A 15,552-nucleotide genomic window follows, 5' to 3' on the forward strand; every position below is an offset into this window, starting at 1 on the left:
CTCGGCGCTCGGCTCGCTGGCCGGCGTGCCGCTCGGCCACCTCGCCGACCGCCGCGGCCCGCGCCGCACCGCGGTGACGCTCGCGCTCGCCACGGCCGCCGTGGTCGCCGTCCTCCTGGTGGTCCGCTCCTACGCCCCCTTCCTGCTCGCCGTCTGCCTCTACGCCACCGCGCAGTCCGGCCTCACCGCCGCCCGACAGGCGCTGGTCGCCGGCCTGGTGCCGCCCGCCGAACGCACCGGACTGCTCGCCCACCTGCAGTCGACCCTCAACGGCGGTCTCGCCGTCGGCGCCGCCATCGGCGGCATCGCGCTCACCGTCGGCACCCGGGCGGCCTACCTCGGCGCCTTCACCGTCACCGCGCTCGGCTTCCTGGCCGGCGCCCTCGTCCTCCGGGGGCTGCCCGAAGTCCCGCCCGCGCCGACGGAGTCGGGCACCGGCCCGCGCCTGGCCGTGCTGCGGGACCGGCGCTACGCCGCCGTCACCCTGGTCAACACCGTGCTGCTGCTGCGGATGCCGATGCTCAGCCTGATCCTGCCGCTGTGGATCGCCCAGCGCGCCCCCGGCCTCGGCTGGCTCGGCTCGGTGCTGTTCGTGCTCAACACCCTGGCCGTACTGGCCTTCCAGGTCCGGGCGGCGAGCGACGTCAGCGGACTGGACTCCGCCGTCCGGGCGGTGCGCTCGTCCGGGGTGCTGCTGCTCGCCTCCTGCGCGGTCTGCGGCCTCTCCGGGCTGGACGTCCCGCTGTGGGCCTTCGCCGCCCTGCTGGTCGCCGGGGCAGTCCTCCAGGTCGCCGGCGAGATGCGGCAGTCGGCGGGCTCCTGGCAGCTCGGCTTCGACCTCGCGCCGCCCGAGCGGATCGGCCAGTACCAGGGCTTCTTCGGCACCGGCGTCGCCGTCGCCCGCACCCTCGGACCGCTGCTGCTCACCGCCCTGCTGCTGGACGGCGGGCTCGCGGGCTGGCTGGTGCTGGGCGCGGTGTTCCTCGCCGCCGGGTACGCGATGGGCCCGGTGGCCCGCTGGGCGGCGCGCGACCGGGGGCCGGTGGCCGCGGCGGCGGTCGCTCCGTAAGGAGCGTGGGCGAAGCCGCCCCGTGAGGAGTGCCGGGCCAAAGCCGCCTCATGAGGAGTGCCGGGCAAACCGGTGGCCCCGGCCCGCCGCCCGCTGGCATGCTGGCCGCGTGGACAGACCCCAGATATGGCTCGACTTCGCCCCTGAGCTGCACCTCTTCGTCTCCGCGCCCCGGCGGGCCGGGCGGACCGCGCTGCGCACCGACGGCACCTCCAGCCTCGGCCACCTGGTCGAGTCGCTGGGCGTCCCGCTCACCGAGGTCGGCACCCTGCGGGTGGACGGTCGGCCGGTGCCCGACTCGTACGTCCCGGTCGACGACGAGCACGTCAGCGTCGAGGCGGTGGCCCGGCCGCAGCCCTCGCCCGCCCCGCCGCGCTTCCTGCTGGACGTCCACCTCGGCACCCTCGCCCGCCGGATGCGGCTGCTCGGCATCGACGCCGCGTACGAGAACCCGGACATCGGCGACGCCGCGCTGGCCGCCCGCTCCGCCGCCGAACAGCGCATCATGCTCTCTCGTGACCGCGGCCTGCTGCGCCGCCGCGAACTGTGGGCCGGCGCCTACGTCTACAGCCACCGCCCCGCCGAGCAGCTGCGCGACGTGCTCTCCCGCTTCACCCCGCCGCTCGCCCCCTGGAGCCGCTGCACCACGTGCAACGGCACGCTGCGCACGGTGAGCAAGACCACGGTGCGCGAGCAGCTCCACGACGGCACCGAGCGCTCCTACGACGCCTTCGCCCAGTGCGCGGACTGCGGCCAGGCCTACTGGCGCGGCGCCCACCACGCCCGGCTGGAGGCCATCGTCACCGACGCCGTGCGCGAGTTCGGGGGCGTCTCGGGGTAGCGGCCCCGGTCCTCTCGGGGTTGATTCGGGGTCGGATACGGGCCGGCGCCGATGGCGGGCCCGGCGGCGGGCGTGGTCTGATCGGCGGTGGGGGACGAGCCCAGTTGCTCCGTCGAACGAGAGAGGCCGGGTCGTCGATGAACGATCAGTCAGTGCACCAACCCGTTCCGCCAGTGCACCAACCCTTCGAGAGCGCCGAGGCCGCTGCCGCCCCGATGGTGACCGCCCCGGACGGCGCCGAAGTCCGCCCGCTGCTGGTCCTGGACGGGCTGGGCAGCCTCGCCGTCTTCGAACTCGCCCCCGGGCAGGTCACCCACGCGGTGTCGCACGCCACTGTGCAGGAGCTGTGGCAGGTCACCGCGGGCGGCGGCGAACTGTGGCGGCGCCAGGACGGCCGGGAGGAGATCCACCGGCTCGAACCCGGCACCGCCGTGTCGATCCCGCTGGGCACCGCCTTCCAGTTCCGGGCCGACCCGGACGGCGACGGGCCGCTGCGGATCACCGCCGTCACCATGCCGCCCTGGCCGGGGACGGACACCGAGGCACGCCCCGAGGAAGGCCCCTGGAAGGCGACCGTCCGATGAGCCGGGGGATGATCGGTCGGCGGACGACGGGCCGGCGGACGACGGGCCGGGGGATCCTGCGCCGCCCGCTGGCGGCCGCGCTCGCGGCGCTCGCGCTCCTCGGCCTCCCGGCCGTTCCGGCGGCGGCCACCGCACCCACCGAGCCCCACCTCCAGTCACGCTACGTCACCATGCCCGACGGCGTCCGCCTCGCCGTCGACGTCTACCTCCCGCCCGGCACCAAGCCCGGTGCCAAGCTGCCCACCGTGCTGGTCACCCAGCGCTACTGGCGCGCCCGCGTCCTGGCCGGTCAACCCGGCGGCGCCAGCGGCGAGGCCGAGGCCTGGAACGCCAAGGGCTACGCCTACCTCGTCGCGGACCTGCGCGGCACCGGCGCCTCCTTCGGCACCCTCACCGCCGAGCTGGGCGCCGACGCGATCGCCGACAGCGGCTCGCTCGGCGACTGGATCGCCGCCCAGCCCTGGTCCAACGGCCGGGTCGGCACCACCGGCATCTCCTACGGCGGCGACACCGCCATGCTCGCCACCGCCCTCGGCAACCACCACATCACCGCCGCCGCCCCGCTCTCCTACGACTTCGACCCGTACGAGGACCTGGTGCGCCCCGGCGGCCTGCTGATCGAGCCCCGGCTCGCCCCGTACGCGCTGCTGCTGCGCATCCTGGACCAGACCGGCGGCACCACCTGCGAGACCAGCGAGCAGACCCGGCAGCTCTGCGCGCAGCTCGGCCTCACCGGTCTGACCCCGCGACCGGTCGACGGTCCGGACGGCCCCGCCCTGCTGGCCGCCGCGCGCGCCGAGCACGCGAACAACGCCAACCTGGTCGACATGGCCCGCACCGGCGCCTTCCGCGACTACCGCAACGGCCCGCAGAGCTGGACGGTCGGCAGCGTCGGCGAGAAGACCGACGCGGTCGAGGACGGCGGAGTCCCGGTCCTGACCCGGGCCGGCTGGCTGGACGCCGGGACGGCCAACGGCGTGCTCTCCCAGTTCACCGGCCTGTCCGACACCCAGGACGACTGGATCGGCCCGTGGAACCACGGCGCCGGCTGGCTCGCCGACCCCTTCCAGCCCGCCCGGCCGCTCACCCGGGCCGAACACGAGCAGAACGACCAGCGCGTGGTCGACTTCTTCGACCGCTACGTGCGCGACGGCGCCCGCCCCGACGGCGCGCGGCAGGTGCACTACTACACCTTCAACGAGGGCGTCTGGCGCACCACCAACCGCTGGCCGGTGCCCGGCACCCGCACCCGGCCGTTCCGCCTCGGCGCGGGCAACACCCTCGCCACCGGGCGCTCCGGCGCCACCCCCGCCGGCTCCGACCCGCTGCGCCTCGACCCCACCGCCGGCACCGGCCCGCTGGACCGCTGGAACACCAACCTCACCGGGGAAGAGGTGAGTTACCCCGACCGCGCGGGCGTGGACGCCCGACTGCTCGGCTACACCACCGCGCCGCTGACCGAGGACACCAGGGTCACCGGCAACGGCAAGGTCACCCTCGACGTCACCGGCCTGGCCGGCTCGGCGAACGGCGCCCTGCACGTCTACCTGGAGGACGTCACCCCCGACGGCCGGGTCAGCTACCTCACCGAGGGCCAACTCGCCCTGGCCGACCGGGCGGTGGCCGACCGGGACGACAACCCCGACTGGCGCCGGCTGCGCACGCCCCGCAGCTACGCGGCCGGCGACGCCGAGCCCTTCCCACAGGGCCGGCCGCAACAGGTGGTGATCGACCTCCAGCCGGTCTCGGTGCTGTTCAAGGCCGGCGAGCGGATCCGGCTGACCGTGGCCGCCGCCAACCCCGACTCCTTCCAGCTGCTCCCGGCCGACGGGCGGGCGGAGTACCGGATCGGGTACGGCGGGGAGCACGGCTCGGTGCTGGAACTTCCGGTGGTGCAGGGGTAGTTGCGGCGCCGTCTGCGGCCGCTCCGGGTTACGGCCGTGGCGTGCGCAGGCCGAGGGTCCAGACATGGCGGCTGTAGCGGCCCATCCGGGTCGGGTGGCGCTCGACCAGCGTCGCGGTCAGGCCCTCGGCCGTCCGGCGCAGCGCACCGGTGAAGCGGTGCCGCTGGTCCGGCGCGAGCGGGAGCAGTTCGGCGAGCACGGCGTCGTCCAGCTCCCGCCCGACGGCGCGCAGCACCCCCGCGTCCAGCACCAGCAGGGTGCCGTCGGCCAGTACCAGCGGCGCCGGGGCCTGGGCGTCGGAGAGCCGCGGGCCGGGCTCGACCACCCCGCCGGGCAGCAGCCGCACCACCCGGCTGCGGGTGGGGACGCGGCGGTCCGCCTCGACGACGCGCAGCCCGCCGTCGACCACGTAGTGGCCGTAGCTGGGCCAGGAGTCGACCACGGCGCCGTCCCGGTCGTGCGCCCAGGTGTGGAAGGCGCCGTAGCCCTCCAGCCCGAGCACGAACCGGCCGTCGTCGCCGAGCGCCGCGCCGCGCTCGCCGCGCAGCTCGGCCACCAGGGAGCCGTCGGCGAGGTCCAGCAGCAGGGCCGGGCCCAGGTGGCCCCAGGCGGTGTACTCGAAGGAACTGGTGGTGACCAGCACCCGGTCGGCGGACAGGTGGGCCGCGTTCGGCCGCCCCGGGCAGGGCCGGCGCCAGCGGACCACGCCGTCGGCGTCGACCCGGCTGAGTTCGCCGTCCCCGCCGTGAACCTCCCAGCCGTCCCGCTGCGCCAGCGGCCCCTCCGGGCGCCCCTGCGGCCGTCCGCCGGGCTCGTGACGGTGGTCCAGGACGGTGACCTGCCAGCTCCCCATGGGCCGGATGCTATCGGCTGGGCCCGGGCGGCGGAGGCGCTTTCGACAGGTGCTCACAGGGCCCGTACGGCGGACAATCTCCCCAGGAGCCGAGGAGGAGGCCACGGTGGAACCCGCCGAGTTCGACGTGATGATCGAGATCCCCCAGGGATCGCGCAACAAGTACGTGATGGACTTCGACGCGGGCCGGATCCGCCTCGACCGCACCCTCCTCACCGCCACCCGCTACCCCACCGACTACGGCTACGTGGAGGGCACCCTCGGCGGCGACGGCGAACCGCTGGACGCCCTGGTCCTCGGCCGCGAGCCGGCCGTCCCCGGCTGTGTGCTCAGCTGCCGGGCGGTCGGCATGTGGGTGATGCGCGACGAACGCGGTCCGGACCAGAAGATCCTCTGCGTCCCGGCCCGCGATCCGCGCTACGCCGACCTCCGCGACATCGGCGACCTGCCCGAGTTCGACCTGCTGGAGATCACCCACTTCTTCCAGGTGTACAAGGCCCTGGAACACGGCAAGTCGGTCGAGGGCTCGCACTGGGCCGGCCGCGAGGCCGCCTACGCGGAGATCACCGACTCCCGCGCCCGGGCGGCGGGCACCCGCTTCGCCCACCCGGCGTAGGCCGGGCCGCCGGTGCGGTGCGAGCCCGGCCCGCCGTGACCGGGCGGGCCGGGCGCCGTGACGTCGTTTCCGGCCCGGCCGTACGGTCGCCCGCTCAGAGCCGGGCGCTGCGCAGGATCGCGCGGACCTCGTCCGCGATGGCGGCCTCGTTGTGCTCGAACTCCGGTGAGGTGAGCTGGTCCTGCCGGGCCGGCAGGCCGGTGAGGACGGGGGTGTGGAGGTGGCCGCCGGGGAGGTCGGGGTCGAGGTCCAGGCGCAGGCGGTTGGAGCGGTAGGCGACTTCGTTGGAGAGGTAGCCCCCGCCGCCGCCGGCGACGGCGCGGGAGCCGGGGGTGGGGCCGTCGGGGCGTTCGACGGGGGCGGTGGCGCCCGCCGGGATCTCGGTGACGGGGGTGTTGAGCAGCACGGGGTAGGGCTGCTGGACGGCCGTCATGGCGTCGGTGGGCAGGGTGGTGCGGATGAACTGCGGTCCGTCGGCCAGGCCGGGGGCGTCGACCGGGTGGAGGGCGGTGCCGCCGGAGAGCGCGCCGGTGTTGTCGGTGGCCGGGTCGGCGGAGCGGGCGCGGCCGGCCCAGGCCTCCAGGGTGAACTCGCCGGGGTAGCCCTGGCTGATGCTGGTGATCAGGTCGGCGGACTGCGGACCGCCGGGCCGCAGGTGGGGGCCGAAGGCGCGTTCCACGATGCCGTCGTCGAAGTCGCCGTAGCGCACCGGCAGGACGACGGCCCGCACCTCGGCGGTGCTGCCGTCGGCGAGGGTGATCCGCTTCCCGTGGAGTTGCAGCACGGCCGCGCCGGCCGGGTTGGCGCGGCGCGGCTCGGTGTCCAGGCCGTACGGGTCGAAGCCGCTGACGAAGATCCGCCGGACCCCGCCCCCGGACCCGGGATCGGGCGAGGGGTCGTCGGAGAAGCCGTCGTCCAGACCGCGCGAGGCGTCCTCGAAGCGGGCCCGGAGTTCGGCGTGGTCGACGTCGAACCGGGGCTGCCACTGGGCGAGCCGGACGGTCATGGCGAGCCGGGCCCAGTACAGCGGGCGGTCGTCCAGGGCGGGCAGTTCGCCGTTGGGGCGGCGGCCCTGGGCGCGGTCGAGGCCGGCCTGCCAGAGCTTGCGGCCCCAGGCGTCCACGACCCGCTGGGCGCGGTGGGCGTCGCGGGCGGAGCACAGGGCGGCGGGGAAGCCGTGCAGCAGGTCGGCGAGGCCGGAGCGTTCGGTGAACGCGGCGGTGCGGGGGTCCTGCAGCCGGGCCTGTTCGGCGTCCAGGGGCGCGGTGGTGACGGTCCGGCAGCCGGCCGGTGCGGCCTGGGCGGTGGCGGGGGCCAGGAGCGCGGCGAGGGTCCCGGCGAGGGCGGTGGCCAGGGCGGCGGCACGGCGGGCGGCACGGCGGGCGGTGTGGCCGGCGTCACGGTGAGCATTTGTCATGGACACTGACGATAGGCGGCGGGCCGACACCCCGCCAGAGTGCCCGCCCCGCAGGCCCGTGGCCTGCCGGAACCCCCGCTCGGTTCCGGTCGGACGGATGGGAACCGGTGTGACCTCTACAGCGTTGTCGTGGTCGAACAGCAGGAATCGGACGGTGGAGGAACCCCATGAGTGTGGCCCTGACGAAGGGCGGCAACGTCTCCCTGAACCGGCAGGCGCCCGGCGTGCGGACCGTCCGGGTGTGCCTCGGCTGGACGGCCGGAGCCGAGTACGACCTGGACGCCAGCGCGCTGCTCTGCGGGGAGAACGGGAAGGTCCTCACCGACCAGCACTTCGTCTTCTTCAACAACCTGCAGAGCCCGGACGGCGCGGTCCGCCACCTCGGCGCGGGCGGCGCGGGCGAGGACCGGGAGCGGATCGAGGTCCGGCTCGCGGACGTGGCGGCCGAGGTGCGGAAGGTCGCTTTCGCGGTGGCGATCTACGACGCGGCGCAGCGGCGGCAGGCCTTCGGGCAGGTGCGCGGCGCGTACGTCCGGGTCGTCGACGCGGACGGCGGCACCGAGGTGGCCCGCTACGACGTGACGCCGGAGGCGGGCAGCGAGACGGCCATGGTCTTCGGCGAGCTCTACCGGAACGGCGCGGACTGGAAGTTCCGGGCCGTCGGGCAGGGCTACGCCTCGGGGCTCGCGGGCATCGCCACCGACTTCGGCGTCGACGTCCTGCAGCCCGCGGCCCCGGCGCCGGTCGCCCCGGTTCCCGCTCCCGCCGCGCCCGTCGCGGCCCCCGCCGTACCCGCTGTTCCGAAGACCCAGCCAGCAACAGGGAGTTCACCCGTGACGTGTTTCTTCGACCCCACCCACGGCGTCGGCTCGGCCGTGGTGCTGTGGCAGCCGCAGTGGGGCGTGCCGCGCCAGGTCGAGACCTGCGCCGCCTGCGCCCAGCGGGTGCAGACCACCGTCCCGCCGTTCTACACCCCGCCGCAGGCCGGCTACCCGCAGCCGGTCCAGGCGCAGGTGCCCGCCCAGCAGCAGGAGCAGGGCGGCCGCCGCTTCGGCACCGGCGCGATGATCGGCGCCGGTGCGGCCGGCCTGGTCGGCGGCATGCTGCTCAACGAGGCGCTGAGCGACGACGAGCCGCAGGTGGTCGTCAACAACTACTACGAGGACGACGACGACTCCTTCTTCTAGGTCGTCAGCCCGTCAGCCCGTCAGCCCGTCAGCCCGTCAGCTCGCCAGGCTGTCAGCCCGTGGCCCCCTCGGTCAGCCGGTGCGGTGCAGGTCGCACTGCTGCTGGATGGCCGAGGGGGCGTCGCTGCTGACGATGGCGACCTTCGGCACCGGGCCGGTGGTGGGCGCGTCCTCGGTGGTGCAGACGAGCTGCTGGATGGTCGGGGCGGACAGCGAGGCGGCCGGCCAGGAGAGTCGCAGGGTGACCACCCCGGGGGTGGCCGTGGCCTCGACGCGCCCCTTCACCGGGAGCTCGCTGTACAGGCCCTGGCGCTGTTCGCTCTGGTCGGGGCCGGCCAGCAGGGTGTTCAGGGTCTGCTGGAGGTCCTCGCGCTGCGCGGTCGGGCGGATCGCGAGGCGGATGCCGTGCTGGTCGAGGAAGTACAGCCGGGTACCGGGCTGCACGCCGGTGGCCGGCTGTCCGTTCCGGACGGCGCCGGTGGTGGAGACCGAGCAGCCGCAGGCGAGCAGCAGCGCGGCGGCCAGGGCGGCCGGCGGGGCGAGGCGGCGGACGGTCACAGCTCCTCCTCCTGGTCGAGCCCACGGGGCAGGACGAGGGTGAACACCGCACCGCCGTCCGGGGAGTTGGCGGCCTCGACGAGGCCGCCGTGCAGCCGGGCGTTCTCCTGGGCGATGGCCAGGCCCAGCCCGCTGCCCTCGGAGCGGGCCCGGGACTTGTCGGCCTTGTAGAACCGGTCGAACAGGTGCGGGAGTTCGGCGGGCGGGATGCCCGCGCCGTGGTCGGTGACGGTGAGCACCAGTTCGTTCGCCGAGCCGCGCAGGGCCAGGCGCACCGGCGGGCGGCCGTGCCGCAGGGCGTTGCCGGCCAGGTTGGCGACGATGACGTCGAAGCGGCGCGGGTCGAGGCGGACGGGCAGGGCGGCGGGCAGGTCGAGGTCGACCTGCTCGCTCCAGCCGCGCAGGTCGAGGGTCTCGCGCACGGCGGTGGCGGCGTCGACGGCCTCGGTGCGCAGCGGGGCGGCTCCGGCGTCCAGGCGGGAGATCTCGATCAGGTCGTTGACCAGGCGGGTCAGCCGTACCGTCTCGTTGCTGATCATGCGCAGGGCGGTGGCGGTGTCGGCGGGCAGCTGTTCGGCGTCCTCGTCGAGGATGTCGGTGACGGCCAGCATCGCGGCCAGCGGGGTGCGCAGTTCGTGGGAGACGTCGGCGGCGAAGCGCCGGCCCTGGGACTCGACGGCGCGCAGCTCCTCGATGGTGCCCTGGAGGGTGCGGGCGCTGTGGTTGAAGGTCTTGGAGAGCTGGGCGAGTTCGTCGTGCCCGGTGACGGTCAGCCGGGTGTCCAGCCGGCCCTGGGCGAGGGCCCGGGCGGCATCGCCCAGGGCCCGGACCGGCCGCAGCACCTGGCGGGCGGCCAGCAGGGCGAGCCCGGCGGCCAGGATCGCGGCGAACGCCCCGGCCCCGGCGGCGGCGGCCAGCAGCGAGTCGGCGGCGCTCTGTTCGCGGTCGAGGGGGAGGGCGGCGTAGACGGTGAGCCCGGACGGGCCGGCGGCGGCGCCGCCCTTGGCGTACGTGACGGGGACGCCGACGGCGAGCCAGGGGTGGCCGTTGTCGGTGAAGCGCTGGAAGGCGGCGTGGCCGGCTCCGACGGTGTGCTGGAGCGCGGGCGGGACGGCGAAGGGCTGGGTCCACTCCGAGTGGGCCGTGCCGTAGGAGGCCAGGACCCGCCAGTCGCGGAACCCGCCGGTGCCCGACAACTGGCCGGCCAGCCGGTCGAGTTCGCCCTGGGTGGGCGGGAAGGGCAGGGCCGGGGCGAGGACGTCGACGCGGCGGCGCAGCTCGTCCAGGGCGGTGTCCTTGGTCAGGTCGAGGGTGGAGGTGGTGGCGGCCCGGTAGGTGAGCGCGGCGGTGGCCAGGGCGCTCAGCGCGGCGACGGCGACGAAGGCGACCAGCAGGCGCGGCCGCAGTCCGGCGACGGCGCGGCGCAGCCGGACCAGCCGGGGCGGGTGCGGGTCCTCGGGCCGACGGGGCGCGGGGGCGGACGCGGAGGCGGTGGTCACAGCGGTCCGAAGCGGTAGCCGAAGCCGCGGACGGTCTGGATGTAGCGCGGTGCGGCGGGGCTGTCCTCGACCTTGGCGCGCAGCCGGTTCACCCCGGCGTCGACCAGCCGGATGTCCTCCTGGCGGCCCAGCCCCCAGACGGACTCCAGGAGTTGCTCCCGGCTGAAGACCCGCCCCGGGGCCGCGGCCAGCTCCAGCAGCAGGCGCAGTTCGCTGGGTGCCAGCGGCAGCGGGGCGCCGCGCTTGGTGACGGTCAGCGCCGAGCGGTCCAGCACCAGCTCGCCGTGGGTCTCCCGCTCCGCCTCCGGGCCCGGACCGCCCGCCCGGCGCAGGACGGCGCGGATCCGGGCGTCCAGGACGCGGGACTGCGCGGGCTTGACCACGTAGTCGTCGGCGCCGGCCTCCAGGCCGAGCACGGTGTCCACGTCGTCGCCGAGGGCGGTCAGCATGATCACCGGGGTGGGCCCGGCCCGGCGCAGCCGTCGGCAGACCTCCAGGCCGTCGATCCCGGGCAGCATCAGGTCCAGGACCACCAGCTCCGGGGGCTCCCGGTGGGCAGCCTCCAGCCCCGCCTCGCCGGAGGCGGCGGTGCGCACCTCGTGGCCCTGGCGGCGCAGGCCCAGGGCCAGTGCCTCGCGTACGGAGTCGTCGTCCTCGATCAGGAGCAGCCGTGCCATGGGAGCCAGTATCCGGGTTGACCTGCGGGGACGCGTCTTCGGGGGTGGGGGGAGGGGTGGGTTGTTGCGAAACGCTCATACGCAGCTCACGGGGCGCGCAAGCGGGCGGCCGAGGGTGGTGGGCACCGAGACCCCGATCCCCTCCGAGGAGTACCGCCGTGCGCCACGACCGCGAGCCGAACCCGATGGACCCCAACGACCGGACCCCGGGCGGCGGGTACCCGCAGGAGGGGCGGGTGGGCCTTTCCCCCGGCCTTTCCCCGGGCCTCTCCCCGGGCCTCCCCCCGAGCCTTTCCCCGGCCCGTCCGGCGGGCCGGCGGCGGACGGTGGCGCTGCGGGTGCTGGCCCTGGGAGTGACCGCCGCGACCCTGGTGGGTGTCGCCGGGGCGATGCACGACGCACCCCCGTCCGCCGCCGGTGCCTCCGCCGCCGACGCCTCCACCGCGGCCTCGGCCCCGGACCCGACGCTGCCCGCGCCCGTCGTCGACATGAGCATCTCCCGCCAGTCCGAGGACCCGGGCAAGACCGTCAACCTGACCATCGACGACGGCCCCGACCCGCAGTGGACGCCCCGGGTCCTGGACGTCCTCGCCCGCAACGGCGCCAAGGCCGTCTTCTGCATGCTCGGCCCCGACGCGCGGGCCCACCCCGACCTCGCCCGGCAGGTCGTCGCCGCCGGGCACCGGCTGTGCGACCACTCGGTCAGCCACGACACCGCGATGGACCACAAGGACGTCGCCTACCAGGAGAAGGAGATCGTGGACGGCCGGCGGATGATCCAGGAGGCCACCGGCGGCGCACCCGTCGACTACTACCGCGCCCCGGGCGGCGCCTTCACCCCGGAGAGCCGCCAGATCGCCGCCGCCCACGGCATGCGCCCGCTGGGCTGGAACGTCGACACCCGCGACTTCGAACGCCCCGGCGTGGCGAAGATCGTCGAGACCGCGAAGGCCCAACTGCGCATCGGCCCGACCGTGCTGCTCCACGACGGCGGGGGCAACCGGGCGCAGACCCTGGAGGCGCTGGAACAGTTGCTGCCCTGGCTCAAGGACAACGGTTACGTCTTCAGCTTCCCCCGGCGGTGACGCCCGACGCCCCGGGGCGCCGGTCAGTCGATGACCACCGCCATGTGTCCGTAGGTGGCGTAGCCGTCGGCGAAGTCCTGCTCGGAGACGGTGGTGCGGCCGCGGGCGGGGTCGTTGAGCGACACCTTGCCGCCGCCGAAGCCGGTGACCACGACGGTGTGTTCGGCGGTTCCCGCGTACGGGATGCTCCGGCCGTCGTAGGCCGTGTACGTGGTGCCCTTGAGGCGGCGCCACAGGTAGTCCACCCAGACGATCGCGGGGTGGCCGGCGGCCAGGTGGTCCTTGAGCTCCTGGACGGAGACGCCCTCGGCGTCCTGGAGCACCGTCAGCCCGTACGCGCGGGCGGCCCCGGCCACCGGCGGGTAGTACACGCCGAACCCGGTGCCGTCCGTCTCGGAGCCGTCCGGGTCGCCGACGAACGCCCGGTAGGGGTCGCCGGAGCGCGGGCCGGAGTGGCCGAACTCGGGGTGGTCCCGGTCGACGCCGATCCGGTCCAGGATCTGCTGGTCGTCGGCCTGCACGCCGCGCGCGGCGAGGACCATCCGCAGGGCGGCGGCCTCGCAGTCGTCGCTGAGCTGCTGGTGGTAGTAGGGGACGCTGGCGGCCGCGGGGGCCGCCGGTGCGGGGGCGGTGCCCGCGGTGAGGGTCGCGGTGGTCAGGACGGCGAGCAGGGACGCTCGTACGGTGATCGTCATGACCATGACGCTACGAAGGCCGGTTGCGCTCCGCAGCCGGTGGACGGCGATCAGGTGACGGAGCGTATGCGTCGACGGCCTTTCGGAGAGCTGGCCCGGTCACAGCCGCCGTCGGCGTACGCGGGCCTCGGTCCTCAGCCCTGGATCCTCAGCCCTGGATCCTCGGCCCTCGGCCCTCAGGCCTGCGCCCGCCGGTACGCCCCGGCCCGGGCGGCGGCCTCGGCGGCGGTCGCGGCGCGGTCGGCGGCGGGCTGGTCGAGCGGCTCGGCGGTGGTGAGCATCCGGTAGTAGAGCGGTGCCGAGACGGCCCGGATCACCTCGAACGGGTCGGTGTCGGCGGGGAGTTCGCCGCGCTCGACGGCCTCGGTGACGCACGGCGCCCACTCCTCCACCCGGCGCCGGTAGAAGTGCCGCAGCGCCTCGGCGGTGCCCGGATCGCCGTTGGCGGCGACGATGACGGCGCGGAACAGCGCGCCCTGCCGGGGGTCGGCCAGAGTCCGCTGGACGAGTCGGGCGTTGGCCCGCAGGTCCTCGGCGAGCGAGCCGCTGCGGGTGCGGGGCGAGGACTGCTCGGCCATGTCCGCGAGCAGGTCGGCGACCAGGGCGGTGGTGCTGCCCCAGCGGCGGTAGACGGTGGTGCGGCCGACCTCGGCCCGCTGGGCGAGGTCGCCGAGGTCCAGGCCGCCGAAGCCGTGCTCGACCAGGGCGTCCTCGGCGGCCCGCAGAACGGCGGTGCGCACCCGGGCGGTGCGGCCGCCGGGGCGGAGGGTGCCGGGTGTGGAGGGCTCGTCGACCATTAACGGGATTCCTGTTCCATTAGATGGGTGGAGTCTGCTAGCTTCGAGGCATCCTAACGGAACGAGAGTCCCATTAGCGGACTCCGAGGGGAGTGCCTTCATGTCAACCACCGTGGAATCCACCGCCATGGAATACCGCCGGCTCGGCGCATCCGGACTCAAGGTCCCCGCGCTGAGCCTCGGCACCGGCACCTTCGGCGGCCGCGGCCCGCTGTTCGGCGCCTGGGGCACCACCGACGTCCAGGAGGCCCGCCGGCTGCTCGACATCGCCATCGACGCCGGAGTCACCCTCTTCGACACCGCCGACGTCTACTCCGACGGCGCCTCCGAGGAGGTGCTCGGCCAGGCCGTCCGCGGCCGCCGCGACCAAGTGCTGATCTCCACCAAGGCCGGCCTGCCGCTCGGCGACGGCCCCCAGCAGGCCGGCACCTCCCGTGCCCGGCTCATCCGTTCGGTGGAGGACGCGCTGCGCCGCCTCGGCACCGACCACCTCGACCTCTTCCAACTGCACGCCTACGACGCCGCCACCCCGATCGAGGAGGTGCTGGCCACCCTGGAGGACCTGGTCCGCGCGGGCAAGATCCGCTACACCGGCGTCTCCAACTTCTCCGGCTGGCAGCTGATGAAGTCCCTCGACCTGGCCGAACGCCACGGCCGCCCCCGCTACGCCGCCCACCAGGTCTACTACTCCCTGGTCGGCCGCGACTACGAGTGGGAGCTGATGCCGCTCGCCGAACAGGAGGGCGTCGGCGCCCTGGTGTGGAGCCCGCTCGGCTGGGGCCGCCTCACCGGCCGGATCCGCCGCGGCCGCCCGCTCCCGGCCGACAGCCGCCTGCACGACACCGCCGACTACGGCCCGCCGGTCGACGACGAACTGCTCTACCGGGTGGTCGACGCCCTGGACGAGATCGCCGCCGAGACCGGCCGCACCGTCCCCCAGGTCGCCATCAACTGGCTGCTGCGCCGCCCCACCGTCTCCTCCGTCATCATCGGCGCCCGCAACGAGGACCAGCTGCGCCAGAACCTCGGCGCCGTCGGCTGGTCCCTGACCCCCGACCAGGTCGCCCGCCTGGACGCCGCCAGCGCCCGCACCGCCCCCTACCCCTACTTTCCCTACCGCCGCCAGGAGGCCTTCGCCCGCCTCAACCCGCCGCTGGCCGGGTAGTGCCCCAAGTCAGGTTGAACCGAGCCACGGCTGGCGTCGCGCCCCCAAGCCCTGGGCTCGCCTCGCTTCGGGCAGCGCCCTGAGCTGACGCCCACCACCACCGCCGCCGCCGTCGGCGTGGAGCCCGGCGCCAGGTTCTCCGGCTCGGCGACGGCGTGGTGGGGGTGATCTCCTGTCAGGCGGCCCGGGAGGGGTGGAAGCCGGGCCTGATCTCGCAGGTCAGCGACCCTTCTCGGAATCAGATGACGCTTGGTCAGCATCTCGGCCAGGCCATAAGGTGCGCGCTATGAACCTCCGCACCAAGAAGACGCTGACGGCCCTGCTCAGGGGCGCGCTCGTGATCGGCGCCTGCACGCTGTACGGCCACGTCCGCGGTGGCCACTTCGCGGTCACCCCGCTGTTCCTCGGATTCATCGCCTTGAACCTGGCAACCGTCGGCTACACGTGGTGGTGGTACGGCGACTCCCCCAAGGCCGTGGAGTTCCGCGCGAAGGCCGAGGCAAAGAAGGCCGCCGCCAACCTCAGCCACTGACCACCGGTTCCGGGCCCCGTTCGATCCCCTCATCATCGAGCGGGCGCCATTCGACGAGCGGGCACACGGCACA

General features: G+C 75.0%; 16 protein-coding genes. 9 read left to right on the forward strand and 7 right to left on the reverse strand.

Going from position 1 to position 15,552, the window contains the following annotated elements:
• The 4 genes from BG452_RS44115 to BG452_RS44130 form a co-directional block, all read left to right on the forward strand.
• Positions 1-1,069 (forward strand): MFS transporter (locus BG452_RS44115; RefSeq protein ID WP_188310034.1); only part of this gene is annotated, 1,069 nt, incomplete at its 5' end.
• A 109-nt stretch (positions 1,070-1,178) separates the two neighbouring features.
• Positions 1,179-1,910, forward strand: coding sequence for a Mut7-C RNAse domain-containing protein (locus BG452_RS44120; protein WP_188310035.1), 732 nt, complete (start codon positions 1,179-1,181; stop codon positions 1,908-1,910).
• 173 nt (positions 1,911-2,083) lie between these two features.
• Positions 2,084-2,494 (forward strand): cupin domain-containing protein, encoded by a 411-nt coding sequence (locus BG452_RS44125; protein ID WP_223243647.1) that lies wholly within the window; start codon positions 2,084-2,086, stop codon positions 2,492-2,494.
• Positions 2,491-4,398 (forward strand): CocE/NonD family hydrolase, encoded by a 1,908-nt coding sequence (locus BG452_RS44130; protein ID WP_188310036.1) that lies wholly within the window; start codon positions 2,491-2,493, stop codon positions 4,396-4,398. Before BG452_RS44125 ends, BG452_RS44130 begins: the two co-directional genes overlap by 4 nt.
• Before the next feature lie 28 nt (positions 4,399-4,426).
• On the opposite strand, the gene BG452_RS44135 is transcribed toward BG452_RS44130, so the two are convergent.
• The gene (locus BG452_RS44135) at positions 4,427-5,251 is read right to left on the reverse strand and encodes a hypothetical protein (protein ID WP_188310037.1); all 825 of its coding nucleotides are present in this window, start codon (positions 5,249-5,251) and stop codon (positions 4,427-4,429) included.
• Between the two features lie 130 nt (positions 5,252-5,381).
• Between BG452_RS44135 and BG452_RS44140 the strand changes: the two genes are divergently transcribed.
• Positions 5,382-5,867, forward strand: a complete 486-nt coding sequence (locus tag BG452_RS44140) for an inorganic diphosphatase (RefSeq protein WP_188310056.1) — start codon at positions 5,382-5,384, stop codon at positions 5,865-5,867.
• Between the two features lie 94 nt (positions 5,868-5,961).
• Here the strand turns inward: BG452_RS44140 and BG452_RS44145 are convergent, their stop codons facing one another.
• Positions 5,962-7,284, reverse strand: a complete 1,323-nt coding sequence (locus tag BG452_RS44145) for a pyroglutamyl peptidase (RefSeq protein ID WP_188310038.1) — start codon at positions 7,282-7,284, stop codon at positions 5,962-5,964.
• A 167-nt stretch (positions 7,285-7,451) separates the two neighbouring features.
• Here BG452_RS44145 and BG452_RS47975 point away from each other — a divergent pair, with 167 nt between their 5' ends.
• Entirely contained in the window at positions 7,452-8,471 is a 1,020-nt protein-coding gene (locus tag BG452_RS47975; RefSeq protein WP_188310039.1) for a TerD family protein, read from the forward strand.
• A 72-nt stretch (positions 8,472-8,543) separates the two neighbouring features.
• On the opposite strand, the gene BG452_RS44155 is transcribed toward BG452_RS47975, so the two are convergent.
• Genes BG452_RS44155 through BG452_RS44165 form a run of 3 tightly spaced genes read right to left on the reverse strand, consistent with a single transcriptional unit; the run spans position 8,544 to position 11,205 of the window.
• On the reverse strand, positions 8,544-9,029 hold the full coding sequence (locus BG452_RS44155; protein WP_188310040.1) for a GerMN domain-containing protein: 486 nt from the start codon (positions 9,027-9,029) through the stop codon (positions 8,544-8,546).
• Positions 9,026-10,528 (reverse strand): HAMP domain-containing sensor histidine kinase, encoded by a 1,503-nt coding sequence (locus BG452_RS44160; protein ID WP_317621524.1) that lies wholly within the window; start codon positions 10,526-10,528, stop codon positions 9,026-9,028. Before BG452_RS44160 ends, BG452_RS44155 begins: the two co-directional genes overlap by 4 nt.
• Positions 10,525-11,205: a response regulator transcription factor gene (locus BG452_RS44165; protein WP_188310041.1), complete on the reverse strand. Its 681-nt coding sequence runs from the start codon at positions 11,203-11,205 to the stop codon at positions 10,525-10,527. Before BG452_RS44165 ends, BG452_RS44160 begins: the two co-directional genes overlap by 4 nt.
• A gap of 158 nt (positions 11,206-11,363) precedes the next feature.
• Here BG452_RS44165 and BG452_RS44170 point away from each other — a divergent pair, with 158 nt between their 5' ends.
• Entirely contained in the window at positions 11,364-12,290 is a 927-nt protein-coding gene (locus BG452_RS44170) for a polysaccharide deacetylase family protein (protein WP_317621525.1), read from the forward strand.
• Between the two features lie 23 nt (positions 12,291-12,313).
• Here BG452_RS44170 and BG452_RS44175 read toward each other — a convergent pair whose 3' ends face one another.
• Positions 12,314-12,985: a C39 family peptidase gene (locus BG452_RS44175; protein ID WP_188310042.1), complete on the reverse strand. Its 672-nt coding sequence runs from the start codon at positions 12,983-12,985 to the stop codon at positions 12,314-12,316.
• 176 nt (positions 12,986-13,161) lie between these two features.
• Positions 13,162-13,782 carry a TetR/AcrR family transcriptional regulator gene (locus BG452_RS44180; protein ID WP_188310043.1) on the reverse strand — a complete coding sequence of 207 codons (621 nt, stop codon included), beginning with the start codon at positions 13,780-13,782 and terminating at the stop codon, positions 13,162-13,164.
• Between the two features lie 127 nt (positions 13,783-13,909).
• On the opposite strand from BG452_RS44180, the gene BG452_RS44185 reads away from it, so the two are divergent.
• Entirely contained in the window at positions 13,910-14,947 is a 1,038-nt protein-coding gene (locus BG452_RS44185; RefSeq protein WP_188310059.1) for an aldo/keto reductase, read from the forward strand.
• Positions 14,948-15,233: 286 nt separating this feature from the next.
• The gene (locus BG452_RS44190) at positions 15,234-15,479 is read left to right on the forward strand and encodes a hypothetical protein (protein ID WP_188310044.1); all 246 of its coding nucleotides are present in this window, start codon (positions 15,234-15,236) and stop codon (positions 15,477-15,479) included.
• The last annotated feature ends 73 nt before the right edge of the window (positions 15,480-15,552 follow it).

Origin of the sequence: Streptomyces sp. CBMA123, from assembly GCF_014596465.1 — a bacterium.
In the GTDB taxonomy this organism is placed as follows: Bacteria; Actinomycetota; Actinomycetes; order Streptomycetales; family Streptomycetaceae; genus Kitasatospora.